Genomic DNA, 24,451 nt, shown 5'->3' on the forward strand with positions numbered 1-24,451 from the left:
GGCGGCTCAGCAGCCGTCGCTGCCGGCGGCCGGCACGACGTCGGGGTGCCGGCCCAGGGTCGCGCGGAGGATCAGCTTGTCCGCCTGCCAGGTGAGGGGCGAGGAGTAGGAGGTGTACTCGTAGCAACCGCCCTGGTAGAGGCCGCCGATGACACCGACCACCTCGGTGACATGGGTGCCCGGCACCTTCGCCAGCCACGGGCTGCCGCTGCTGCCGCCCACGAAGCCATGGCAGTTGAAGCCGGGGAACCCGTCCGTGTACGTGGCGGTGGTGGCGCAGTGGATCGGCAGGTCGTCGATCCCGGAGTTGTACGCGACGTCCGTGATGCTCCGGCCCGCGCGGGGCGCGGGGGCGAGGACGTTGCCGCCCGTCACGTCCTGGATCGCGGTCTTGACGCCGCCGATCGACTGGTCGGCGACCTGCAGGATCGCGTAGTCGTAGTGCGGGTCCTGGCCGCTGGCCCACCGCGGGTCGATGTAGGCGTGCGTCACGGTCCACACGCCGTACGGGGTCTGGCCGCCGCGGTAGCCGGGGGCGAACTGCCAGCCGGCGGCGGTGCCCGTGACGCAGTGCGCGGCGGTGACGAGAAGGTCGTGGCGGGGGCTCGCCACCACGCTGGCGGTGCAGCCGTGGTGCTGGTCGAGCCCGTTGCGGAACAGCGGGCCCACGGTGGGCGTCCCGTCGAACGTGGTCGCCGTGGGGGTCTGCGGCGGCGGGGGCGGGTCGGCCAGCGCGGGGACGGCGGACATGATCCCCACCGCCGCCAGCGCGGTCGCGATCACCGTCATCACCCTCGCGCGGGAGAACCTGACCATGGGAGGACCCTTCGCTCGAACGGCCGGTCGGACGGGTGCAGCGGAGCCGGCGGGTGGGCTGGTCGGCGCACCGGGGGACGGGTACCCCCTGGACCCGCGAACTCACGGACGATCCTCCCGCCCGCACGCCCATCCGCACGTGCCGCCGGACCGACCACCCGGCGTGTCGCCGGTTCCGCGGCACGACCCGGAACGCTACCCCCCGATCCCCACCCGGAACAGCAGTCCCGCGACTTCCGCCCGGATGAAACCACCCCATCCGGGTGAAACAGAATCGGTCGGCGGCACGCCCGGCGCTCCGGGGTGAACCGGGGTTGCACCCGCTCGGCCTCCGGAGCGGCCGTCCTCCGGGTCGCCCCGCCGGGAGCCGTCACCGCCCCGCCGGCATGAGCCGTTCAGTGGCCGAAGGCCGATCCGAAGCCCGGGCCGTCGGGCGGGACGGCCGTACCGAGGTCGCCGGAGCCGATCGTGACCGGGTGCCGCAGGTCGAGGCCGGTCGCGCTGCCGCGCAGCACCGTCAGCCGCTGGGGTCGCAGGTAGGGCGCCCCGGTGACGAGGTCGGCCCGCCCGTCGCCGTCGGTGTCGAGCATCGCCATCGCCGTCACACCCTTGCGGGGCGCGTGCTGGGCACCGGACGTGGTCAGCCCCCGCGGGCCACCGAGCAGCACCAGCAGCTCGGCCGAGTCCTTGCCGGCCTGGGCGACGAACGCGAGATCCGCGTAGCCGTCCCCGTTCACATCCCCCGCCACCGGCAGGCTGCCGAACCCGTCCGCGACAGGTGCCCCGGGCAGCCCGGGAGTCCTGGACGTCAAGGTGACCGGCTTGCGCGCGGTGCCGTGCTCGCTGCCGTACCACACGGTCAACCGGCTGCCGCCCGTCGGCGCTACCGGCTCCTCGTCGTTCGAGCGCAACTCGTCGGGCAGGCCGACCGCGATGTCGTCGCAGCCGTCGTGGTCGAAGTCGCCGACGGTGACGGGCTCGCCGTAGGAGCTGCCGTAGACGTCCCTGCCCTGGGCGTCCTTCAGCCGCGGGCCCCGGCTGATCCCCTTGCGCGTGCCGTACCAGACGACCGTGGCGCGCGGGGTGTGGGCCACGTCGGTGTACTCGGCGGCCCAGGAGGTGATCAGGTCGTCGCGCCCGTCCCCGTTGACGTCGCCGACCGCCACCACGTTCTCGCTCTGGAAACCCTTCTCGTCCATCGGCATCTTCACGGTCGCGGTGCGGGCCGGCTTGCCGGAACGGCTGAACGGCCCGTAGAAGATGGTCTCGGTCGAGGACCCGTCGTCGTGGCCGCCGCCCACGGTGGCGATCAGGTCGGCGTGGCCGTCGCCGTCGAAGTCGCCGGTGAAGGGCCGGGTGCCGTGCAGCCGCGCGGGCTTGCCGCCTGCCGCGGAGCCGCTCCACACCACGAACAGCGTGCTGTAGCCGGCTTGGACGACGAGGTCGGCCTTGCCGTCGCCGTCCAGGTCTGCCGAGGTCGCGTTCGCCCCGAAGTAGGCGCCCTGGTCCGCGGGGCCCGCGCCGACGCCGTTCTGCGTCAGCATCCGCGCGTGCTTCGGGTCCGGGCCGCGAGCGCTGCCCGGTAGTACCGCGGCGTACCCGCCGTACCGCAGACCGTCGACCGTGGCCTCGCTGTTGGTGACGACGAGGCCGTCCTTGCCGGTCCCGTCGAAGTCGTACGGAGCCGCGCCCTTGCTGCCTCCGGACGAGTCGCCCGAGCAGCCCGCCAGGCCCAGGATCGCCCAGCACACCGTGGCCGCGACACCCGCGGCAATCCGCTTGCGCATGGGAACGCAGACTCGGGACGGCCGGGAAAGGTTGCCCTGCGCCACCGATCCACCCGGGCCGACCGGGCCGACCGGGCCACCCGAACACCCACGGACCCGCACCCGCGATCGCGGGACGAGCCCGAGCATGGCGGTCCTCGACTTGATAGGCAAGTGAACGCTTGCCTATCCTGAGGTGGTGGCAGACGACCTCTTCAAAGCCCTGGCCGACGCCACCCGTCGCACCATCATGGACGAGTTGGCGGAGAAGTCCGGGCAGACGCTGTTCGAGATCTGCGCGCGCCTGACCATGAAGCACCCGCTCGGCATCTCGCGTCAGGGGGTCTCCCAGCACCTCGCCGTACTGGAGGCCGCCGGGCTCGTCGTGACCAGGCGGGAGGGCCGCTACAAGTTCCACGACCTCGACACGGCCCCGCTGCGGCGGATCGCCGAGCGATGGCCCGTGCCCGACACCTCCGCACCGGAAGAGAGCGCCCCGTGAAGATCCATCTGACCAGTGTCTTCGTCGACGACCAGGCCGAAGCCGAGCGCTTCTACACCGAGATCCTCGGCTTCGTGAAGAAGCACGACGTGCCGCTCGGCGAGCAGGACCGCTGGCTGACCGTCGTCTCGCCGGACGAGCCCGACGGCACCGAACTCCTCCTGGAGCCCGCCGGCCACCCGGCCGTGCAGCCCTACCGCGACGCGCTGGTCAAGGACGGTATCCCGCTCGCCCAGTTCGCCGTCGACGACGTGCGGGCGGAGTACGAGCGGCTGCTCGGCCTCGGCGTGCGCTTCACCCAGGAGCCCCTGACGATGGGCCCCGTCACCACCGCCGTCTTCGACGACACCTGCGGCAACCTCATCCAGATCGCGACAGCGCCCCAGTAGGCGGCCGGCCGAAGGGGCCGCAGTCGACGCCGCCCCACCGACGGCGCGGCCTCGCCGCCCCATACGGCAAGACCGCGACCATCGCCCTGGCCGGACGGAACTCTCTGTCCGGTGCCGCGGCCGGAAGGGTTTGCCTGGTTCGCGGTGTCCGGTGCGGTGCCTCGCACGGCGGAGGATCGTCCTCGTACGGGGCCGTACTCGGACGACTCCGACAACGCGGCGAGGTGCCGTGCCGGGCGCCGCGAACCGGTGAACCCTTCCGGTCACGGCACTAGCTCGCGCCCTCCGCCGCGCGTCCCACGAGGTACTCCGACAGCCCCGCGCCGGTGAGCGGGTAGTAGTCGGACAGCCGTCCGCCCTCGTCGAGGCGCTGCCGGGCGAAGATCTCCCGGTCCTGGTGGGCCAGCGAGTCCTCGCCGAGCGGAACCGCGTTGGCCTGCGGCACCGCGACCGCCCCGTCCTCGTCGGCGACGATCAGGTCTCCCGGGGTCACCAGGACACCGCCGACACCCACCGGCACGTTGAAGGCGGACGGGAACAGCTCCGTCTGGGACGCGTAGTGCGGGGTCACCCCGGTGCACCAGACGGGTACGCCCAGCGCCCGTATCCGGGCCGCGTCGCGGACCCGTCCGTCCACCACGATGCCCGCGCCGCCGCGCAGCTTGAAGTAGCGCACCAGCATGTCGCCGAGGCAGCCGGTGAAGTGGCTGCCGTGTGCCGACACCACCAGCACGTCGCCGGGCTGGATGGACTCCAGCACGCCCCACAGCGCGGTCTTGCGCTCGGCGTCCTCCTGTTCGGCGCCGGAGAAGACGTCCTCGCGCTGCGGGAGGAACTCCAAGGTCACGGCGCCGCCGATGACCGTGACGTCCGGTTCCCTGTGCAGCGGCACCGGCCCGTCGATGAAGGTCCGCGTGATGCCGCTCTGGTGCAGCTTCGCGCAGGCCGTCGCGGCGCTCACCCCCTTGAGTGCCGTGAGCATGCGCTCGGTCGGCCGGACGTAGGACGCGGTGTGGACCGGCGCCAGCATCGAATCGTACGTCTGCATGTCCCCCACCTTCGGCGCTCCCTGATCCCCTGTCGGGTTCATCCGCCACGCCTTTCTGCGCACAGCTCTGCACGCAACCATCAGTGACATTATCGCCTATCGATGGTAGATAACAGCCGACCGACAAGAACTGTCAACCACAGCAGGAGACTTCAGTGCCCACCCCAACCCCGGCGTCCCTCGCATGGTTCAGGGCCGCGCGCTTCGGACTTTTCGTCCACTTCGGGCTCTACAGCCTCGCGGCGCGCCACGAGTGGGTGCGCAGCCGGGAGGCCATGTCCCAGGAGGCGTACGACCGTTACCTGGAGCACTTCGACCCGGACCTGTTCGACGCGAGGAAGCTGGCGCGGGCCGCCCGGGAGGCCGGCATGCGGTACGCGGTGCTGACCGCCAAGCACCACGACGGGTTCTGCCTGTTCGACTCCTCGCTCACCGACTACACCTCGGCACGCGCGACCGGCCGGGACCTGGTGGCCGAGTTCGCCGACGCGATGCGGGCGGAGGGGCTGCGGGTCGGGCTGTACTACTCGCTGCTCGACTGGCACCACCCCGACTTCCCGGTGGACCGCCACCATCCGCTGCGCGGCACGCCGGCGGAGCAGGAACCCCGGGACCTGGCCGAGTACCGCAGGTATCTGCACGACCAGGTAAGTGAGTTGCTCACCGGCTACGGGCAGATCGACCTGCTGTTCTTCGACTTCAGCTACCCGGGGATGGGGCCCGCCGAGTGGGGCGCCGAGGAACTGCTGAGCACGGTACGGGAGTTGCAGCCCGGCATCGTCGTCAACGACCGGCTCGGCATCCCGGGCGACTACGTGACGCCCGAGCAGTACCAGCCGGACGAACCGCTGGAGCGGGACGGCGTGCCGGTCATGTGGGAGGCGTGCCACACGCTCAACGGGTCGTGGGGCTACGACCGGGACAACCACGACTACAAGGACCCCGGCCTGCTGGTCCGGATGCTGGTGCAGTCGGTGGCCTGCGGCGGCAACATGCTGCTCAACGTCGGCCCGACCGGCCGCGGCGCGCTGGACCCGCGGGCCCGGGAGACGCTGCGGCAGCTCGGCGAGTGGAGCGGGGCGCACGCCCGGTCCGTGCACGGCGCCGGCCCGAGCGCGTACCAGCCGCCCAGCCAGGGCCTGTACACGCAGGCGGGAAACCGGCTCTACCTGCATCTGCCGACCTGGCCGCTCAAGCACGTCCACCTGCCCGGACTCGCGGGCCGGGTGCGCTACGCGCAGTTCCTGCACGACGGGTCGGAGGTCCGGTTCAGCCGGCTCGACGGCGCCCAGCACGAGCACAACAACCTGGCTCCTCCCGGCCGCAGCGGGGACACGCTCACGCTGACGGTGCCGATCGCCCGGCCCGACGTGCTGCTCCCGGTGATCGAGCTGGCGCTGGACGGGGAGGGCTGATCGCCGTGACCGGCCCCCTGTACGAGCGCCTGGCACCGGCCCTGGACCAGCCCCTCGACGACGCACCCGCACATCCGCTGTCGGCCGGCCCCGCCGCGCGCTGCGGTGTCCCCGACGTGACCGACCGGTCCGTGTGGGACGCCGTCCCCGAACCGATACGCGCCGAGGTCCTGTCCCTGGCCGGCGCCGAACTGGCCTGCCCGGCGCCGTCGTTGACCGCCTCGGCCTGGGCCAGGGCGCTGCGCGACGGCGATCGGGACGCCTACGAGGGGCGGGCCAGGGCGCTGCGGGAGCGGGTGACGCTGCTGGTGCTGGCCGCCGTGCTCACCGGCGAGGTGGCGGACGCGAACGCGCCCGGGGGGTGCCCTCATCTGGATGCCGCCGTGGACGGGCTGGCCGCCTTCGCCGAGGCGAGCACCTGGTGCTGGGCGCCGCACGACCGCCATACCTCCTCCCGCGGGGAGGTGGTCCCCGATCCGGAGCAGCCGTTCCTCGATCTGGGCGCGGCGGAGGTCGCGGCGCTGTTCGCGTGGGCGGACCGCGTGCTCGGGCCGCACCTCGACCGGAGGGCGCCCGGCGTGCGGCGCCGGCTGCGCCGCGAGGTGGACATCCGGGTGCTGACACCGTTCGAACAGGTCCGGGACTGGCACTGGATCGGCGCCGACGGCAGCGCCAACAACTGGAACCCCTGGGTCCACAGTGCCGTCGTGGCCTCGGCGCTGCTGCTCTGCGACGACGACACCCGGCGCGCCCGCCTGGTCCGCCTGGCCGTGCGGGACCTGGACCACTACCTGGTCGCGCTGCCCGACGACGGCGGGATCGACGAGGGCATCGCGTACTGGTTCGCGGGGGCGTGCCGCGTGCTGGAGACGCTGGACCTGCTCGCCGACGCCGGCGGCACGCGGCTCGACGCGCGAGACCTGCCGCTGCTGCCGCACGTGCTGCGGTACCCGCAGCGGATGCACTTCGGCGCGGACTTCTATGTCAACGTCGGTGACGCGCCTGCCCGGTTGGGGGGCGGGCGGCCCTGGCAGGTGGTGTTCCGGTGGGGCGAACGGCTGGGCCAGGCGGAGACGGCCGCCCACGCGGTGGCCGCGGCCCGGCAGGCGGGTGGCGTGGCGGACGTCGGGGGCCTCGGGCGCTCGCTGGCCGCGCTGGCGGACGCGCGGTGGTGCCGTGCCGTCACCGCCGAGGCCGCGGTCACCGCCGGGGCTGCCCTCTCCCCCGAGGCCGCCGAGCGGGCCGAGCGGGCCGAGGACGGTGCGCCGTGGCTGGCGCGCGCCTCCTGGCTGGCGCGCGCCTCCTGGCTGCCGCGCCTGCAACTCCTGGTGGCCCGCGAGACGGCGGGCACGTCGTCCGGGCTGGCGATGGCGGTGAAGGCGGGGCACAACGGCGAGCACCACAACCACCTGGACGTCGGCTCGTACTGGGTGGCGGTGGACGGCCGGCCGCTGGTGGTGGATGTCGGGCGGCCGGTCTACACCGCGCAGACCTTCGGGCCGCGGCGCTACGAGGACTGGCCGTTCCAGAGCGCGTGGCACAACGTCCCCGAGCCGGGCGGCGGGCAGGCACCGGGCGCCGAACACGGCGCTCGCGAGGTGACCGTACGGCTCGACGACGCGGTCACCGCGCTGCGCGCCGAGCTGAGCGGCGCCTATCCGCCGGGCCTGGTGGCCCGCTGGGAGCGGGAGGTGCGGCTGGTCCGCGCCGCCGGCGGCGAGCCGGCCGAGGTGGTCGTGGAGGACCGCTGGGAAGGGCCGAGCGCAGAACTGACGCTTCGTCATGTCCTGTCGGGAGACGCCGAGTTGGGCGAGGGGTGGGCGCTCGTGTCGGCGCGCTCGGGTCCCGCCCTGCGAATGGAGTGGGACCCGCGCATCGCCGTCGCCGCGATCGAGCCGCGGGAACTGGACGACGCGCAGGTGCGGCTGAGCTGGGGCGACCGGCTCACCCGGCTGACCCTGACGGTCCCGGAGCCCGCCGACTCCGGCCGGATCTGCGTGCGTTGGCGCCGGTCCGACGGAAGGTAAGGGCTTGCTGCACGGCTCTTGAACATGCGGGGCGGCCCACATAGCATCAGTAATCGATAGACGATAATCCTTGGAGGTGAAGGTCCATGCGACTCCACCAGAGGCCGTGGGCCGTCACTTCGTGGCCGCGCGGTGCGGCCCTGACATCCGCACCGCGCACCGGGCCGGTTCCCGCGCGCGGCCGGCCCGGACCAGAGGCCGGCACGGGACGCGTGCCGGCGTCCGGGCCGCACCCGCCCGCGCGGCGGCCGGCGTCCCGTGTCCCGCGGGACGGCACCGCGCCGGGCGGACGGGTCCCCTCCCCACCGGTGAGGGGACGGCCGGAAGGCCCGCACCACACGCGAGCCGTACCGCTCCCCCGCGGAGCCGGCTCGCCCAGGACCGGCCGGCGGGCCACGCCCGCCAGGCCGCAGCAATTCCCACCGCCCGCACCACAGCCGGTCGGTGGCCCCACGGGAATCGCCGCACGGCGGTTCCCGCAGCAAGCGACCCTTTCGTCGACGCAATAAAGAACCCTGCGGTCGGGACCGCCGGAACCGATTTCCCGGTCTCCTGCGGGCAGTTGACCCCGCCGAAATCGTGTGCTTCGATCTCGGCCGTCTGTGTTCATGACTACGCAACGGAGCGTGTCTCTGATGAGAAAGATCTGGCGCCGCACCTGCGCTCTCGCCGCGGCCCCTTTGGTAATGGCATCGGCCGCGGCCTGTGGTGGTAACGATTCCGGGAGTTCCGCCGGGGGCACGACCCTCCGCGTCATCGTCAACATCACTCCCAACCTCACCGAGCAGTACTGGAACACGCTCTTCGACACGTACGAGAAGGCGCACCCCGGCACGAAGGTCAAGCTGGAACTGACCGGCACGATATCGGCGAACGCCAAACTCACCCAGGACCTCGCCGCGGGCGACCCGCCGGACATCGCGCAGCAGATCACGCCGACCGCGGACGACGTGGACCTGTACACCGACCTGACCGACCAGCCCTGGACGGCGAAGACCCCGCTGGCCGACCAGTACGCGATCGACGGAAAGCGGTACGTGGTCGGTGTGGGCGAGCAGATCCAGTCGCTCGTCTTCTACGACAAGGCCGCTTTCACCAAGGCCGGCGTGGACGCGTCGGGTATCAAAACGATGGCTCAGTTCACCGCCGCGATGGGCAAGTTGAAGACCGCGGGATACACCCCGTTGCAGACCGCCGGGCAGTGGGTGACGGGTGCCCAGTTCTCGATGATGGCCGACGCCGGCGTGATGACCGCGGACCCGGAATGGGTCGCCAAGCGCAATGACGGCAAGGTCAAATTCGCCGACAGCGGTTACACGTCCTATTTCCAGGACTACAAGAACTGGATCGACTCCGGTTATCTGAACAAGAGCGCGCTCGGTCTGACCTACGCGGACGGCCAGACGGCGTTCCTCAACGGCAAGTCGGCGATGTACATCATGGGTTCGTACTTCGTGCCCGCCGCGGACCAGGCCAAGAAGAGCGACGGGATCGGCGTGTTCTCCATGCCGACCGACGGCGCCTACCCCTCGGGCCAGTTCGGCAACATCTCCGACCCGTACGTCGTGGTCAACCACTCCAAGCACAAGGCCGCGGCGATCGACTTCGTCAAGTGGCTGGTCACCGACCCCGCGGCGGTCAAGAGCCAGCTCGCCGCCGACGGCAACCTGCGGCAGGGCTTCGACTACCCGATGTCCAGCCTCGGCAAGTCCGTTCAGCAGATCCTGGACAAGGCGCCCTCGGTGATCGTCAAGTCGGGGAAGAACCAGCCGATCGCCGGCTACAGCGACCAGCTCAACACGACGATCCAGTCGCTGTTCTCGGGTAAGTCCGCGAAGAGCGCGGCGTCCGGATTGGACAAGTGGTGGAACTCGCAGAGCTGACACGGCGGGGGCAGCGCTCCGGCGCTGTCCCCGGCCCGGGCAGACCCGCGCCGAGCCGCCGGGCCACCCGCATCCGGGGGGCCGCCGTCTCCGTGGCCATGATGGGCCCGGCGGTGGTGCTGTACACGGTGCTGACCGTCGTACCGGTCGGGGTCGCGATCTATCTGAGCCTGACCGACTGGAACGGCTTCTCCTCCGCCGACTTCATCGGCCTGGCCAACTACCGGCACCTGTTCGACGACCCCAACTCCACCCAGTCCTGGTACGTGACGGCGCTCATCGCCGTCTTCGGCACCGTGTTCGAGGTGGGTCTGGGCCTGGTGTACGCGCTGATCCTGAAGGGGCGTTCCCGCGGCAACTCGTTCTTCCGTGCCGTGGCGTACTTCCCGCATGTGATCAGCGCGCTGATCCTCGGCTATCTGTGGGCGGCGATCCTCGGCACCAACGGCGCCATCAACAACACGCTGGCCAAGTTCGGCGTCGACCCGGTCGGTTTCCTCTTCGACGAGCACATGGCGCTGATCTCGCTGATCGCCGTCATCGTGTGGGCCGGGTTCGGGTTCAACGTGGTGCTGTTCGTGGCGGCGTTGCAGACGGTGCCCGCCGAACTGCTGGAGGCCGCCGCGATCGACGGCGCGAACCGGCGCCAGACCAACCTGCGGGTCGTCATCCCGATGATCGCGCCGGTGGTGACCATCGCGACGGTGCTCAACCTGGTCGGGCTGATCCGCGCCTACGACATCGTGGTGAGCCTCACCGGCGGCGGGCCGGCCGGTTCGACCCAGACGTTCTCGTACCTCATTCTGGCCCGCTCCTTCGAGAGCACCAAGGTCGGATACGCGACCGCCCAGGCGGTGTTCCTGATGGTCGTGTCCGCCGTGCTGGCCCTCGTGGTGACGGCACTGCGCAACCGCCAAGATCAAGCTGCGACAGGTTAGGAGGCGGTGATGGCCGTGCTGGAGGCGGAGCCCCGGGACAAGAGCAGGACGACATCGGTCGCCGGAGGTGACGGTCCCACGCGCGAGGAGCGGCGGGAGGCGCGCTCCCCGCTGCGCTGGCTGCTGCTGACCTTGTTGTTCCTGGTCATGGTCGTGCCGGTGTACCTGCTGGTGGTCAACAGTTTCAAGTCCCAGACCGACATTCTCAACAACCCCTTCTCGCTGGTGCCGAGCCGTCTGACGTTCGCGCACCTGTCGGCGGCGATCCACAGCCCGCAGTACAACGTCATCGGCGGCTACGGGTTCACCCTGTTCCTGGTCGTGGCCGTGGACGTGCTGTGCATCGTGTTCGCCGGTCCGGCCGCGTACGCGATCGCCCGGAGCATGAAGCGGCGCACGCAGGTGGTGATGCTGTACTTCCTCGCCGGGACCTTCATCCCGGGCGCGGCGGTGATCATCCCGGTGATCTACGTGCTGCGGGACCTCGGGCTCGCCAACACCGTCACCGGGCTGGTCGCCCACGACGTGGCGTCCACGCTGCCGGTGAGCATCTTCCTGTTCGTCGGCTTCATCCGCACCATCCCGGTGGACATCGACCACGCGGCGACCATCGACGGCGCGGGCCGGTACCGGACCTTCTGGACCATCATCTTCCCGCTGATGCGTCCCGCGGTCGTGACCGTGCTGATCCTCAACTCCATCGGTATCTGGAACGACTTCATCAGTCCGCAGATCCTGCTGAGCCCGTCGTCCGGGCACTACACGGTGACGACGGCGATCTACGCCGGGATCAGCCAGTACTCGACCGACCTGACGAAGGTCTTCCCCAACCTGCTGCTCGCGGTGGCCCCCGTGGTCATCTTCTTCATCTACATGCAGCGCCACATCATCAGCGGTCTCACGGTCGGCGCGGTCAAGGGATGACACCGCCCGGCCGGTTCCCATCAGTCCAGTCAGGAGAAAGGACAGTGGAGTGCTCAACAGATCGCACACCCGCACCCGCCGGGGCCTGCTCACCGCGGTGACCGCCGCGGCGGCCGTCCTGTCGATGGTGGCGGCCGCCCCGGCCGACGCCCGCGGTGCCCACCGGCACGCCGCCGAGACGGGCCAGACGTACTACGTCTCGCCGTCGGGCAGCGACACCTCGGGCGGGCTCAGCTCCGGCACGCCGTTCCAGCACATCCAGAAGTGTGCCGACGTCATGGTCGCCGGCGACACCTGCATGATCGAGTCGGGCACCTACCAGGAGACGGTCGTGCCCGCGCACTCGGGCAGCTCGGGCCTGCCCATCACCTACCGCGCGGCCGCGGGCGCCAAGGTGACGATCAGCGGCGCGTCCAGCGTCGCCGGCTGGACGCAGGTGACCGGCGCCGACGTCACCACCATCGGCCAGAGCGACCCCTACGCGCTGAACTCGGCGTTCAGCGACGCGGTGGCCGCCGGCCATGTCTGGAGCACCGGCGTCGACCTCGGCAGCGACCCGTCCACGGTGCAGGTCTTCACCGACAAGCAGATGGACATCGAGGCCCAGTGGCCCTACCCGGGCCTCGACCTGCTCAACCCGACCATCGAGCACGCCGGTGCCGGCAGCGCGGACGCCACCATCGACGACGCCTCGCTGACCCGCCCCGCGGGGTACTGGAACGGCGCGCGGGCGCTGACCGGCTACTGGTACGTGTCGGCCACCACCACCGTGGCCGCTTCCGACGCCGGCTCGGTGACGCTGGCCGCCGCGCCACCGTGCGTCCACAAGGTGGTGCCGACCGACACCCGCTACTCGCTGTCCGGCAAGATCGGCGAGCTGGCGAACCCCGGTGAGTGGTTCTACGACCCGACCGCGCACCGCCTGTACCTCTACAGCACGGACAGCCCGGCGCAGCACACCGTCGAGGCGAAGGCGCGGCAGCTCGCCTTCGACCTGACGAACGCGTCGTACACCTCGGTCGTCGGGGTCGACCTGTTCGCCTCGACGATCAGGACCGGGTCGACGACCAGCCACGACACGCTGGACACGATCACCGGCAGCTACCTGTCGCACTACACCGACATCACGCAGGGCACCACGGACTGCGGTTCCAGCGTGGACCGCGGCATCAGTGACACCGGCATCGTGCTGAACGGCACGAACAACACGATCGTGAACAGCGACCTGTCGCTGAGCGCCGGCAACGGCATCGCGCTGGGCGGGCAGAACAACACCGCCACCGACAACATCATCCACGACGTGGACTACATGGGCACCTACGCGGCCGGCATCGCCGTGATGGGCAACTCCCAGACGGTCATGAACAACACGATCTACCGGGTCGGCCGCAGCGGCATCAACCTGCAGTGGGGGACGAACGCGGGGCTCACCGCCGACAAGGACCGGATCGCGTACAACGACATCTCGCAGTACGCCCGGCTCAGCCTGGACACCGCCGGCATCTACACCTGCTGCGGCGCCGACATGATGGGCACCTCCGTCGACCACAACCTGCTGCACGACGGCACGCCGACCCCGGGGGTGACGCCGTTCGCGGTCGCCGGTGTCTACGCGGACAACGGGCAGAGCGACCTGGTGATCGCGAACAACGTCGGCTGGAACAACCTCCAAGGCACGGTGATGCTGAACGGCCTGGGCTCCGGGTCGTACAACAACGGCGTGTACAACAACACCGGTGGCATGACGATGATGTACGTCAAGGGCACGAACCAGTCGACCGGGACCAAGATCTACAACAACATCGGGACGATCACGGGCTCGGACGGTGCCACCGACGGTGGGCTGCTGATGTCCAACAACCTCGATCCCACGGTCGATCCGCTCTTCGTGGACGCGGCCGGCCACGACTACGAGTTGACCGCCGCGTCGCCGGCCCGCAACCAGGCGATCCCGCTGGCGGGGATCAACGACGGCTCGACGGACGCGGTTCCGAGCCTCGGCGCCTACCAGTACGGTGCGCCGAAGTGGACGGCGGGCGCCCGCCGTTGACGGCTGGAGACAGGTGTGCCCGGGCCGGCGGAGTTCGCCGGCCCGGGCACCTGGGCGTCCGGTTCAGCCGCGGCGCTTGGCCGCAGCGGTCTTCTTGCGGGCCTGCTTCGGCCGCGCGTCGGGGACCGGGCCGCGGCCCGCGGCGTGGTCGGCGAACGCGTCGGCCGCCTGCTCGCCGTCACCGGCGCGCAGCAGACCCACCAGGCGGCCGTGCTCGTCGGCCATGGCGTGCCAGTCGCCTTCGAACAGCGGGTCGGCGATGGCCCGCAGCGTCCGCAGGCTGGGCTCGATGACCTCCCACATCCGGGCCAGGAACGGGTTGCCGGCGCTCTGGCTGATCAGGGTGTGGAACTCGATGTCGGCGTCGCGGAACCGGCCGACGTCGTTGGTCTTGACGGCGCCGTGCATCTGCTCGACCAGCTCGTCGAGCGCGTGCAGCTGCTCCTCGGTGATGTGCTCGGTGGCGAGCTGCGCGGCCAGGCGTTCCAGCGGTTCGCGCACCTGGCGGGCGTACTCGGCGTCCTGGGAGGAGATCTCCACGACGAAGTGGCCGCGGCGCGGGACGTGCATCAGCAGGCCCTCGCGGGCCAGTTGCTTGACCGCTTCGCGCACCGGTGCCTGGCTGACCCCCAGCCGCCGTGCGATCTCCGATTCGACCACCCGGTCGTTGGGGCCGAGTTCGCCGTCGACGATGGACTGGCGAAGGAGCCCGTATACCTGGTCCGAGATCAGGGTCTTTCTGAACCGGTCCTTGTTGGTGGCCAGCGTGGAGACGAAGTCAGCCGACGGGTTCGATGCCATGATTCCCAATCCTGCGCTCTGAGGGCGAGTCTTCCATGGTACGCACTTTTATCGTCTATCGATGGATAACCGCCCAAGCTCGCACACCTGCCGCCGGGCTCGCGCACCGCGCGGCGCCCGGCTCGGGTCCGACCCGGGTGGCAACCCCGCGTACGGCGGCCTCGCCCGGGCCGTCCGATCGGATGTCGATCGGATTCCGGTCGGCCCGCCGGCCCGCCCGGGCCGCGCGGACGCGGCGAGCGGGGCGGCGGCGTGCACCGGCCCGGGCGGACAGGTGTCCTCACCTATCGCCTATCGATCGACTGAATCGAAGCAGGATGGCCCGAGCACTGTCAACCGCGCAACCCGTAGACGCGGACGGCCGTCGCGTGCAGGACGTCCCGCTGCCGCGCGGCGGGCAGATGGGCCAGGCCGGCCCGGGCCGCGTCCAGCGACTGCGCCCGGGAGCCGCGCGGCAGGCAGATCGGCCAGTCCGAGCCGACCAGGCAGCGGTCGGGGCCGAAGGCGTCCACCACCTGCCGGACCAGGCGCGTCGTCCGGTCGGCCGGCACGCCGTGCTGCTGGGTGAGCAGGCCGGAGATCTTCACGTGCACGTTCGGCACCGCGGCGGCCAGTTCCAGGTCCTGGTACCAACTCCCGGGCTCCTTGAGGAGGTTGGGCGGGTTGCCGAGGTGGTCGACGACCACGGCGAGCGCGGGGTGCGCGGCGGCCACCTCCGCCGCGGTCCGCAAGGCCCCTTCGCCCAGGTTGAGTTCGAGTGCCACGCCGGCCTCGGCCAGCACGGGAACCAGCCGCCGGGCCGGTTCCGGGGTGTCCTTCCAGGCCGGCCCGCCGATCCGCATGCCGTTCGGCCGGGTGTCGCCCCACGCGTCGAGCAGGGTGCCGAAGCGGTGCGGCCCGGCGTCGCCGTGCACATGGAGGTTGCCGACGTATCCGGCGACCAGATCCGGCCGGCGCAGCCGCAGTTCGCGCAGGTCCAGGGTCTCGGCCGCGTCACCGCGGGAGGCTTCGACGAGCACGGTCCCGCGCAGGCCCGCGCCCTTGCCCGCGCCCGCGTCCGCCAGGTCGTCCGCCGTGAAGGGCCGGTAGTGCGCGGAACCCGGCCGTATCCAGGGGAAACCCCGGCGCGGGTCCCACAGATGGGCATGGCAGTCGATCATGGTCGGCTCCTTCTCCAGGGTCGTCGACGGCTCTTGACACAGCCGTCCCCGCACTGAAGTCTAGTAATCGGCTATCGATGGGCGATTATGGGAGGCCGGGTGTACCCGATACTCGGGGTTGAACGGATCGACGGCACGGACCGCGGGACGGCGGGCCGATGACCGCCCCCGAAGCCGCGCGCGTACCGGAGCTGACCGCCACCCGCCAGGTCACCGCCGTACCTCGGTGGGCCGCGCTGGAGCGGGAGTTGTTCGCCGTCCAGGACAAGGCGTGGCGGGTGTTCGCCGAGCGCTACACCGAGGGCGACGGCCGCCTCGTCTTCCGCGACTCGCTGGGCCGGGGCCTGGACGACCGCGACGGGGTGGACGACTTCTACGAGCCGTTCTTCAACTGGCCGACGCTGTACCTGCTCGGCGGCAGCGCGGACCTGCTGCCCGCCGCGCGCCGGCACTGGCGCGGGGTGACGCGGCAGCTCACCGAGATGGGCCTGGTCGTGGACGGCCTGGAGCGGGGCTACGACTGGTTCCACCAGGGCGAGGGCATGCTGCTCTTCTACGGCCTGTGCCTCGCCGACCCGGGCGACGCCGAACTGCGGGAGCTGGCCTGCCGGTTCGCCGACGTCTACCTGCCCGGCGGCCCCAACTACGACCCCGAGCACCGGGTCGTCCGGGCGCCGCACACCGGCACCGGCGGCCCGCGCCCCGGATTCAGCGACCACGACGTCTACTTCCCCTGGAGCCTGGCGCTGCGGCCCTACGGCCTGCCGCTGGACTGGGGCACCGGGGTCGCCTCCTTCGACGAGCTGGCCGACTCGCCGGAGAAGGCCCGGGCCTACGGACGCGTGATGTGGGACCGGATGGGGCGCGGCGACACGCTCGTCAACGTGGCCTCCACCACGCTCGCCACCAACGCCTGGCTGCTCGGCGGCGACCGGCGCTACGCGGACTGGGTGGCGGAGTACGTCGGCGCCTGGCGGGAGCGGCTGGCCGGCCGCGAGGTCGTGCCCGACAACGCCGGGCTCGGCGGCGAGGTCGGCGAGTACCTGGAGGGCCGCTGGTACGGCGGGCACTACGGCTGGTCGTGGCCGCACGGGCTGTCGTCGGTCGCGTCGGCCGCGATCGTCGGCTCGGTCAACGCGAGCCTGGTGACCGGCGACGACGGCTTCCTGGAGCTGGCCCGCAACCCGCTGGACGCGGTCCTGCGCCACGCCGAGCAGCGCACCGCCGGCGAGATGGGCACCCTCGGCAGCCGTTGGCGTCCGCACCTGGGCACGATCCCGGGTGAGCGCACCTTGATGGTGCCGCAGCGCCACAACGACTCCGGCTGGTTCGACTTCACCGTCATGCCGACCCAACTCCCCCTGTCTCTGTGGCATTTCAGCCGCGACGCCGGCGACGCGGAACGGGTCGAGCGGCTGCGCGAGGGGTCCCGCTGGGACTGGGCGGCGGTGCACACCCAGCGCACCAAGGACGAGTGCGGCCACGAGGAGCCCTGGCACGAGTTCCTGAACGGACGCAACGCCGACTTCCCCGAGCGGATGCTGGCCAGTGCCCTCGCGGTCTGCGCCCAGCGGGTGGAGGCGATCGAGCGCGACGACGTGGACCCGGCCGTCGGCCCCGACGCCCTGGGCATCCACCACTGGCAGAACCTCAACCCGGTGGTCACCGAGGCGCTGCTCCAACTGACCACCGGCGCACCGCAGGTGCTCTACAACGGCGGCCTGGCCCAGTTGCACGTGCGCTACCACGACCCCGTCGAGCAGCGCCCCGGGCTGCCCGCGGACGTCGCCGCGCTGGTGTCCGACATCCGGCCCGAGCACACCGTGGTGGAACTGGTCAACCTCGGCGCCGCCGCACGCACGGTCCTGCTGCAGGCGGGCTCGTTCGCCGAGCACGTGCTGCACACCGTCCGCGCCGACGACGGCGCCGCTCTCCCGGTCGAGGGCCGCTACTGCAAGGTGGCGCTGCCCGGCGGCACCCGGGTGCGGCTGACCTTGACGATGACCCTGCGCGGCGCCGATCCCGCCCGCAACTCCCCCTGGGAGGTGGCCCGATGACCGCGCCCCTGGCCCGAAGGACCCCGTCCCGGCTGCCGTTCGACCTGCCCCCGCTGGGGATCGGCACCGCCCCGCTGGGCGGGCTGTTCGAGGAGGTGACCGAGCAGGACGCGGCGGCGACGCTGCGGGCCGCGGCCGAGGCCGGCATCCGCTACTTCGACACCGCGCCGCGCTACGGCCACGGCCAGGCGGAGGAGCGGCTGGGCCGGCTGCTGGAGCCGGCCGGGGTGACCGGGCCGGTGATCTCGACCAAGACCGGCTGGCTGCTGCGGCCGCGGGCCGACGGCTCCGGCACCGACGTGGTCACCGACTGGACCGAGCGGGGCATCCGCGAGTCCCTGGAGTCCAGCCTGGAACGCCTCGGGCGGGACGCGGTGGACATCCTCTACCTGCACGACGCGGACGACTACGCCGACGAGGTCCGTGACACCGCGTACACGGCCGTGCGGCGGCTGCGGGACGAGGGCCTGGTCAAGGCGATCGGGTTCGGCATGAACCACAGCGCGCCGCTCGCCGCGTACGTGGCCGGCTACGAGGTGGACGTCGTCCTGATCGCGGGCCGGTTCTCCCTGCTCGACCACGACGCGAGGGACACGCTGCTGCCGCTGTGCGCGAAGACCGGCACCGCGGTGGTGGTGGGCGGGGTCTTCAACACCGGTCTGCTGGCGGACCCTTCGGACGACGCCATGTTCAACTACCGTCCGGTGCCCGCGGAGGCGCTCGCCCGGGCCCGTCGCTGCCAGGCTCTGTGCGACGAGTTCGGGGTGCCGCTGCCGGCTGCGGCCGTCCAGTTCCCGTACCTGCATCCGGCGGTCACCTCCGTCGTCGTCGGCTGCCGTTCGGCCGCCGAGGTGGCGGCGAACGCCGAGGCGGCGCGGACGCCCGTGCCGGACGAGCTGTGGCGGCGCCTGGCCGACGAGGGCTTCGTGCCAAGGGAGTTGGTGGCCGGGTAGTCCAACGGTGCGAGCCGGCGGTTCGGTCCGGTAGCGTGCGGGGCATGGTGAGCCCCGAGTCGGACCCGGTGGGGGCTTTCGGTCACGCCGTCAGCCCCCTGAACCGCTGAGTTCGCAGCCCTGGTCGTCCCGCCGCGTCGCGCGGCCGGACGAGGTGCCTGCCCGTGGGCTGACCGCGGTGACGAGACGTCCTGTTCACGTTTCGCCTCACCTCGGAGCCACTCCATGCCCCTCGCGCTGTATCTGCTCGCCCTGGCCGTCTTCGCCATGGGCACGTCCGAGTTCATGCTCGCCGGCCTGCTGCCGGACCTCGCCGCCGACCTCGGCGTGACCGTGGCCACGGCGGGCGCGCTCACCTCGGCGTTCGCGGTCGGCATGACCGTCGGCGCCCCGCTGACGGCCGCGCTCGCCCGCAACCTGCCGAGCCGAACGAGCCTGCTCGGGTTCCTCCTGGTGTTCGCGGCGGCCCACGCCGCGGCCGCCACCACCACGAGTTTCCCGGTCCTGTTCGCCACCCGGGTCATCGCCGCGCTCGCGAACGCCGGGTTCCTCGCGGTGGCGCTGACGACGGCCACCGCCCTGGTCCCGCCGGACCGCAAGGGCCGCGCGCTCGGCGTGCTCCTGTCGGGCACGACGCTGGCGACCGTCGCCGGTGTCCCCGCGGGCGCGGTGCTGGGCACGCTGCTGGACTGGCGGGCGACGTTCTGGGCCGTCGCCGCGCTCTGCCTGCCCGCGGCGCTCGGCATCCTCAAGGCGGTCCCGGAGCGAGCAGCGGGGCGCGCCGGGCCGGGTACGCCGGGTGAGCCGGGTACGCCAGGTGCGACGGCTACGCCGGGTACGCCGGGTACGCCGCCGCTGCGGTCGGAGCTGGCCCAACTGAAGAGCCGTCAGCTGATCCTGGCGATGCTGCTCGGCGCGCTGGTGAACGCGGCGACCTTCGCGAGCTTCACCTTTCTCGCCCCCGTCACGACCGGCACCGCCGGCCTGGGCCGGATGTGGGTCCCGGTCGTCCTGATGCTCTTCGGCGCGGGCTCCTTCGCCGGGGTCACCGTCGCCGGGCGCCTGGCCGACCGGCGGCCCGGGCTGGTCGTGGCGGTCGGCGGCCCGATGCTGCTCATCGGCTGGCCCGCCCTGGCACTGCTCGCCGGTTCCCCCGTCGCCCTGTGCACCCTCGTGTGCGTCCAGGGCGCGCTGTCCTTCGCGCTGGGCAGCACCCTGATCACGCGGGTCCTCTACGCGGCCGCGTCCGCGCCCACCATGGCCGGTGCGTACGCGACCGCGGCGCTCAACGTCGGCGCCGCGCTCGGGCCGCTGGTCGCAGCGGCCGCCCTCACCACCCCGGCCGGGGACCTCGGGCCGCTGTGGGCGAGCGGGCTGCTCGTCCTGCCGGCCCTGCTGGTCGCGCTCCCCCACCGCCGTGCGATCGTGACGAGCCGAAGCGACGAGGTGCGCCGCGACGTCGCCAGGACCGTCGAGCCGGACGGCGCGCATCCCCGTGCGGGCGAGCGGAGTTGAGGTACGGGCCTGCCGCCGCGGTGCGGGCTCAGAGCGCGATGAGCCCCGCGGCCGTCGGCCTGAACCCGCAGGCATCGAGGTAGAACGCCCGCAGGTCCTCCTCGAAGTCGACGTGCAGCCATGCGCATTGGGCGGCACGCGCCTGGCGGGCGGCCTCGGCCACGAGCCCGGCGCCGATTCCCGTACGGCGGTGGCTGCCCGCGACCACGGTGTCCAGGATGAACGCGTGGACACCGCCGTCCCACGCCACGTTCACGAACCCGACGAGGTCACCGTCGTCGCGGGCGCAGACCCAGCCCAGGCTGTGGCGCCGTAGCTGCGCCTGCCAGTCGGTGCCCGAGGGGCCCGAAGCGCCCGCGGCCGGGTGGCCGAAGCCCGCCGCATGCAGCGCGTCGACGGCCGCGTTGTCGAAGTCGTCCCGCCACACGTACGTGATCGTCATGGCGCGAGCGTATGCCGCCCGGCTCGCCCGACGCCTCCCGGTTTTCCGCCGGCGTCAGGTCGCCGGTGCGACGGACGTGCGTCGGGTGCGCCGGTGGCGGACCGCCGCGGAGCCGATCGCGACGACCAGGCCGCCGAACGCCCACGCGCCCAGCACCCACAGGGAACCGGTGGTGGCGTGGCCGTCGAAGTAGACGGTGTTGCGTACGACGGTGGTGCCCGCGCCCGGGGGCAGCGCCTGGCCGATCGCGCGCCAGAACGGCGGCAGCAGGGCGGCCGGGTAGACGCCGCCCGAACTGGGGTTGCCCAGGACGGTGAAGATGAGGATGGTGACACCGAGCCCGATCGTGCCCAGCAGCGACTGGAGCGCGACGCCCACGGCGCCGGAGGCGAAGACCACCAGGGTGCCGATACCGACCAGTTCCCAGAACGCGCCGGGCAGGCAGTCCAGCACCGGGCCGACGATGACCGCGCCTCCGATGCCGGAGATGAACGCGTAGGGCACCATCGCCGCGAGCCGCACCAGGATGCGTCGGAGCGTCGGACGGGCCGAGCCGGTCGCCATGCTCAGCGCCGACGAGGCGAGGTATCCGCCGATCGTCCAGCTCAGCACCAGGTAGAACGACGACAGGCCGCGCGAGTCGCCCGACGCCGGCGGGCGGATGTCCCGCACGGTGATCCGGCGGCCCTGCTTGCCGTCCACGACCCGCACGACCTTGGTGGCGGCGTCGGACGCCGACGGGCCGCCCGCCGAGGCGACCAGGACGGTGTCCGTACGGCCGGTCGCGTCGACGAGGAACACCGCGTCGGCACGCCGGTCCAGCAACCGCTTCCGGCCCTGTGCCCGGTCGGCGACGGCGGTAGCGGCCAGCGGCGTACCCGGAAGCGCGTTGAGCCGCGAGACGGTACTGCCTTCGAGCGCCGCCGGCGCCACCACCGCCACCGGCACGCGGTGCGCCTTGGGCGCATGGAAGGCCCCCATGTACGACAGCGCGAACCCCAACTGCAGGAGCAGGACGCCCAGCATGATCAGTGCGGCCCGGACGGTGATCGCGTCCCGCACCTCCGCCACCGCGCCGCGCGCGCCCACCTCGTCCTGTCCTGCCCGATCTCCTTCGCCCGGCAACAGCGTTCTCCCTCCAGCGGCACGCCCGACCGCACCAGCACGACCGGGCCCGGCACATCCTCCGCCGCCCGCGCCGCCCGACGCCTCGGACGCGCCCGCCGCACCGGCCCACACGCCCCATTCGGTGGAGGCGGGCACCGGTGAAACCCTCCGAACGGGCAGCGGGCCAGGCCCCTCTGGCGTCCACCTGCCGGGGACGGCAGGATGCTCGGCATGGATCAGGGGGTGGCCGCGATCCTCGCGGCCGGCGTGGCGGGCGCGGCGGGCGCGCTGGGGGCGGTCGCGGGGGCACGGGCGGCGGGCCGGGCCGCGCGCGGACAGGCCGCCCACGAACAGGCGTTACGCGCGCGCAGCGCCGCCATCGAGGCGATCGACACGGCCTGCAACGCCTTCCATCAAAAGGGGTACGTCGCGATACAGGCCGTCGTGGAGTTCGAGGCGGCCGTCATCGGCGGTCACGACGGCACCAGCCAGGAGCGGGAGTTCAGCGTCTCCATCAGCGCGGCCCTCATGGCCACCCACGAAGTCCGCTGGTGCAGCGCCGAGTTGGAGGAGCCGGCCCGTCAATGGTGCGACGCGATACAGAAGATCGGCCAGGCGATCCGCGCCCTGCGCGCCACCCCCGACGCGACCACCGACCCGGCCTCCCCCAGCCACCACCGCCGCCACGCCGCCTGGCTCCACGAGAAGGAGGTCCTGCACGCCTTCCAGCGCCGGGTCCAGCAGGTCAAGGAGTCCACGTCCGCTTCGTTCCTGACCTAGGGAGTCTCATTCCTGGCCTGGGTGGCGGGCCCGGACAGCGCGGACATCAGACCGCGCATCGTCGCGACGAGGGCCGCCCGGTAGCCGGCCTGGCGGGGTGGCCGCTGCGGGATTCCGTCGGCGTCCGGGGGCGGTACCGCGCCCGGGCCGGTCCACTTCTCCTGCACGTCGACGGCGACCGTGAGCACCGCGCCGCCGTGCAGGACGGTCAGGGTCTCGTCACGGCCGCTGGTCAGCAGGTAAGCCCGGTCCCCGAGATCGGGCACCCGAACGACGTGCGTCGACCCAGCGGTTGCCAGGATCGCCGTGGTCGTACCCGAGCCGTCGTCCGAGGGCGCGACCGGCTCCACGGTGTGCCGGCTGCTGCCGACATCGTCGAACTCGGCAGCGGGGTCGGTCTTCTTGTGCAGTTGCACCGTGACGACGGTGCTGTACGAAGCCTGCCAGTGGGTCCCGACGGACCGCTGCGCGGTGAGCGTGCACGCGGCCTGGTCGAGCGCCGGACCGGTCTGCGTATCGGCCGGGAACACCTCGACGTGGCCCGCGCCGAGCGCGTCGGTCAGCGGCTTGAGGCTTGAGCCGCCGCAAGGGCTCCCGGAGATCCGGTAGTGGTGGAGGTCGGGGACGGATTCCTTCCCGTACCCGGACAGTTGCAGCACCAGCGCCCATACGGCCGAGGTCGCGACGACCGCCCCCAGCACCCACGGCCACGGCCGCGTTCGAGCACCCCTGACGCCGCCGCGCACCACGTCCGCGGACGCGCCTTCCGTCCACGCGCCCTCCGGGTCTCCCCCGTCGCCCTCGACCTCCGGTTCACCGATCAACGGCTCGACCGCCTACATGGACCCGGAAACCGTCGAGGAGCACCCCGACGCGCTCGTCCCCCCGCCCCGGCGGTGCGGTCACTCTTCCGTCGACGCTGACCATGTTCCCCCCTGGACACGCAGCCACCCCCGCGCGAACCATCCGCGCCCGCGCCAGGTTTCCGTGACACGTCGTCAGACGAGTCTAGCGACTCCGACAACGCAGCGAGGTGCCGTACCGGGCGCCGCGAACCGGTGAACCCTTCCGGTCACGGCACCAGCCACCGCTCCACGCGTCCACCCCGTGCACCTCGCACCGAGGGCAACCTCAACCGGCCCCGCCGGGCGCTGGTATCCGCCGGGAGGCCCGCCAACTCCTCGACGGCTCCGGCATCGCCTGGACCTCGCTCCGCAACGGCTCCACCCCCACAGCCTCGCCTGGCTGCTCGGCCGCTGGCAGCAGAGCGGCACCATCACCGCCCCGGCCGACGGGCCGGTCTCCTGGACCGACCGCGCCGACGCAGCCGAGGGGGCCGCGGCCCTCCTCAGCGGGGAGCGGACGTTCGAGGAGCCGGTCACCCTCACCGCCCGCCGGGCCGTGACGTTCGACGCCGTCGGCGCCCTGGCTTCGAAGGCCGGCCGGCCGCGAGGTCAGGCGCGTCGTGCTCGACGACGAGCAGTGGGTCGCGGCCAAAGTCGCGGCCGGCACGCCGGAGGCGATGGCCCGGATGACGCTCACCACCTTCCAGTCCGCCCCCGAGGGCCGCTTCGCCGGCACCGACCCGCTGCTCGCCGAACTCCTCGGCCGTGAACCGCGCAGCGTTGCCGACCAGTTCGCGCACACCCCCACCGCCTGACCACAGCACACCGGCCCCTGCCGGGTTCGCCCCATCGGCCCCGGCGCGCGGCAACAGGGTCGAACCGCCGGGGGTCGGCGGACCGTGTCCGTGCCGAAGCGCGTCTCGTCGCCCGCGTGGAACCCGCAGAATCGTCCGCCTGCTCCCCTGCCGGGCCGGGCCGTACCGCCTGCGGAAACAGCGGCGGCCGGGTCTCGCCGGCCTGGGCGCGACCCGGC

The 24,451-nt window shown here is 72.2% G+C and carries 20 protein-coding genes and 1 pseudogene; 13 read left to right on the forward strand and 8 right to left on the reverse strand.

Annotated elements, in window-relative coordinates; genetic code table 11:
• Window positions 1-6: 6 nt before the first annotated feature.
• Together AB0399_RS35125 and AB0399_RS35130 are read right to left on the reverse strand one after the other, a co-directional pair.
• A complete protein-coding gene (locus tag AB0399_RS35125) occupies window positions 7-816 on the reverse strand; it encodes a serine protease (protein WP_329373423.1) in 810 nt (269 codons plus the stop codon).
• 395 nt (window positions 817-1,211) lie between these two features.
• Window positions 1,212-2,603, reverse strand: a complete 1,392-nt coding sequence (locus tag AB0399_RS35130) for a VCBS repeat-containing protein (RefSeq protein ID WP_366414050.1) — start codon at window positions 2,601-2,603, stop codon at window positions 1,212-1,214.
• Window positions 2,604-2,781: 178 nt separating this feature from the next.
• On the opposite strand from AB0399_RS35130, the gene AB0399_RS35135 reads away from it, so the two are divergent.
• Both AB0399_RS35135 and AB0399_RS35140 read left to right on the forward strand, forming a co-directional pair.
• The gene (locus AB0399_RS35135; RefSeq protein ID WP_366414051.1) at window positions 2,782-3,084 is read left to right on the forward strand and encodes a metalloregulator ArsR/SmtB family transcription factor; all 303 of its coding nucleotides are present in this window, start codon (window positions 2,782-2,784) and stop codon (window positions 3,082-3,084) included.
• On the forward strand, window positions 3,081-3,473 hold the full coding sequence (locus AB0399_RS35140; protein WP_366414052.1) for a VOC family protein: 393 nt from the start codon (window positions 3,081-3,083) through the stop codon (window positions 3,471-3,473). The genes AB0399_RS35135 and AB0399_RS35140 overlap by 4 nt, the downstream gene beginning before the upstream one ends.
• Before the next feature lie 271 nt (window positions 3,474-3,744).
• Here AB0399_RS35140 and AB0399_RS35145 read toward each other — a convergent pair whose 3' ends face one another.
• Window positions 3,745-4,521, reverse strand: coding sequence for a ribonuclease activity regulator RraA (locus AB0399_RS35145; protein WP_329373417.1), 777 nt, complete (start codon window positions 4,519-4,521; stop codon window positions 3,745-3,747).
• Between the two features lie 155 nt (window positions 4,522-4,676).
• Between AB0399_RS35145 and AB0399_RS35150 the strand changes: the two genes are divergently transcribed.
• The 6 genes from AB0399_RS35150 (at window position 4,677) to AB0399_RS35175 (ending at window position 13,758) form a co-directional block, all read left to right on the forward strand.
• On the forward strand, window positions 4,677-5,936 hold the full coding sequence (locus tag AB0399_RS35150) for an alpha-L-fucosidase (protein WP_366414053.1): 1,260 nt from the start codon (window positions 4,677-4,679) through the stop codon (window positions 5,934-5,936).
• A gap of 5 nt (window positions 5,937-5,941) precedes the next feature.
• Window positions 5,942-7,963, forward strand: coding sequence for a heparinase II/III family protein (locus AB0399_RS35155; RefSeq protein WP_366414054.1), 2,022 nt, complete (start codon window positions 5,942-5,944; stop codon window positions 7,961-7,963).
• A 635-nt stretch (window positions 7,964-8,598) separates the two neighbouring features.
• Window positions 8,599-9,846 carry an extracellular solute-binding protein gene (locus AB0399_RS35160; RefSeq protein ID WP_366414064.1) on the forward strand — a complete coding sequence of 416 codons (1,248 nt, stop codon included), beginning with the start codon at window positions 8,599-8,601 and terminating at the stop codon, window positions 9,844-9,846.
• 98 nt (window positions 9,847-9,944) lie between these two features.
• Entirely contained in the window at window positions 9,945-10,784 is an 840-nt protein-coding gene (locus tag AB0399_RS35165; protein WP_328473699.1) for a sugar ABC transporter permease, read from the forward strand.
• Window positions 10,785-10,793: 9 nt separating this feature from the next.
• Window positions 10,794-11,708 (forward strand): carbohydrate ABC transporter permease, encoded by a 915-nt coding sequence (locus AB0399_RS35170; RefSeq protein ID WP_329373410.1) that lies wholly within the window; start codon window positions 10,794-10,796, stop codon window positions 11,706-11,708.
• A 49-nt stretch (window positions 11,709-11,757) separates the two neighbouring features.
• Complete coding sequence (locus tag AB0399_RS35175; protein WP_366414055.1) at window positions 11,758-13,758, forward strand: right-handed parallel beta-helix repeat-containing protein; 2,001 nt, start codon at window positions 11,758-11,760, stop codon at window positions 13,756-13,758.
• A 63-nt stretch (window positions 13,759-13,821) separates the two neighbouring features.
• Here AB0399_RS35175 and AB0399_RS35180 read toward each other — a convergent pair whose 3' ends face one another.
• Window positions 13,822-14,559, reverse strand: coding sequence for a GntR family transcriptional regulator (locus AB0399_RS35180; RefSeq protein WP_329373408.1), 738 nt, complete (start codon window positions 14,557-14,559; stop codon window positions 13,822-13,824).
• Window positions 14,560-14,891: 332 nt separating this feature from the next.
• Entirely contained in the window at window positions 14,892-15,719 is an 828-nt protein-coding gene (locus AB0399_RS35185) for an amidohydrolase family protein (RefSeq protein ID WP_366414056.1), read from the reverse strand.
• 158 nt (window positions 15,720-15,877) lie between these two features.
• On the opposite strand from AB0399_RS35185, the gene AB0399_RS35190 reads away from it, so the two are divergent.
• The 3 genes and pseudogenes from AB0399_RS35190 to AB0399_RS35200 form a co-directional block, all read left to right on the forward strand.
• Window positions 15,878-17,776: a hypothetical protein gene (locus AB0399_RS35190; protein WP_366414057.1), complete on the forward strand. Its 1,899-nt coding sequence runs from the start codon at window positions 15,878-15,880 to the stop codon at window positions 17,774-17,776.
• A complete protein-coding gene (locus AB0399_RS35195) occupies window positions 17,773-18,729 on the forward strand; it encodes an aldo/keto reductase (protein WP_366414058.1) in 957 nt (318 codons plus the stop codon). The genes AB0399_RS35190 and AB0399_RS35195 overlap by 4 nt, the downstream gene beginning before the upstream one ends.
• Window positions 18,730-18,954: 225 nt before the next feature.
• Window positions 18,955-20,163: pseudogene (locus AB0399_RS35200) on the forward strand (Cmx/CmrA family chloramphenicol efflux MFS transporter); the annotation flags it as partial.
• Between the two features lie 109 nt (window positions 20,164-20,272).
• Here AB0399_RS35200 and AB0399_RS35205 read toward each other — a convergent pair.
• Window positions 20,273-20,686, reverse strand: a complete 414-nt coding sequence (locus tag AB0399_RS35205; protein ID WP_366414059.1) for a GNAT family N-acetyltransferase — start codon at window positions 20,684-20,686, stop codon at window positions 20,273-20,275.
• Between the two features lie 54 nt (window positions 20,687-20,740).
• On the reverse strand, window positions 20,741-21,811 hold the full coding sequence (locus AB0399_RS35210; RefSeq protein ID WP_366414060.1) for a DUF3533 domain-containing protein: 1,071 nt from the start codon (window positions 21,809-21,811) through the stop codon (window positions 20,741-20,743).
• A 213-nt stretch (window positions 21,812-22,024) separates the two neighbouring features.
• On the opposite strand from AB0399_RS35210, the gene AB0399_RS35215 reads away from it, so the two are divergent.
• Entirely contained in the window at window positions 22,025-22,573 is a 549-nt protein-coding gene (locus AB0399_RS35215; RefSeq protein ID WP_366414061.1) for a hypothetical protein, read from the forward strand.
• Here AB0399_RS35215 and AB0399_RS35220 read toward each other — a convergent pair.
• Window positions 22,570-23,397 (reverse strand): hypothetical protein, encoded by an 828-nt coding sequence (locus AB0399_RS35220; RefSeq protein ID WP_366414062.1) that lies wholly within the window; start codon window positions 23,395-23,397, stop codon window positions 22,570-22,572. The genes AB0399_RS35215 and AB0399_RS35220 overlap by 4 nt on opposite strands.
• A gap of 641 nt (window positions 23,398-24,038) precedes the next feature.
• Here AB0399_RS35220 and AB0399_RS35225 point away from each other — a divergent pair.
• Entirely contained in the window at window positions 24,039-24,233 is a 195-nt protein-coding gene (locus AB0399_RS35225) for a hypothetical protein (protein WP_366414063.1), read from the forward strand.
• Window positions 24,234-24,451: the final 218 nt, after the last annotated feature.

This window comes from Streptomyces sp. NPDC088194, from assembly GCF_040702025.1.
Taxonomy (GTDB): Bacteria; Actinomycetota; Actinomycetes; order Streptomycetales; family Streptomycetaceae; genus Actinacidiphila.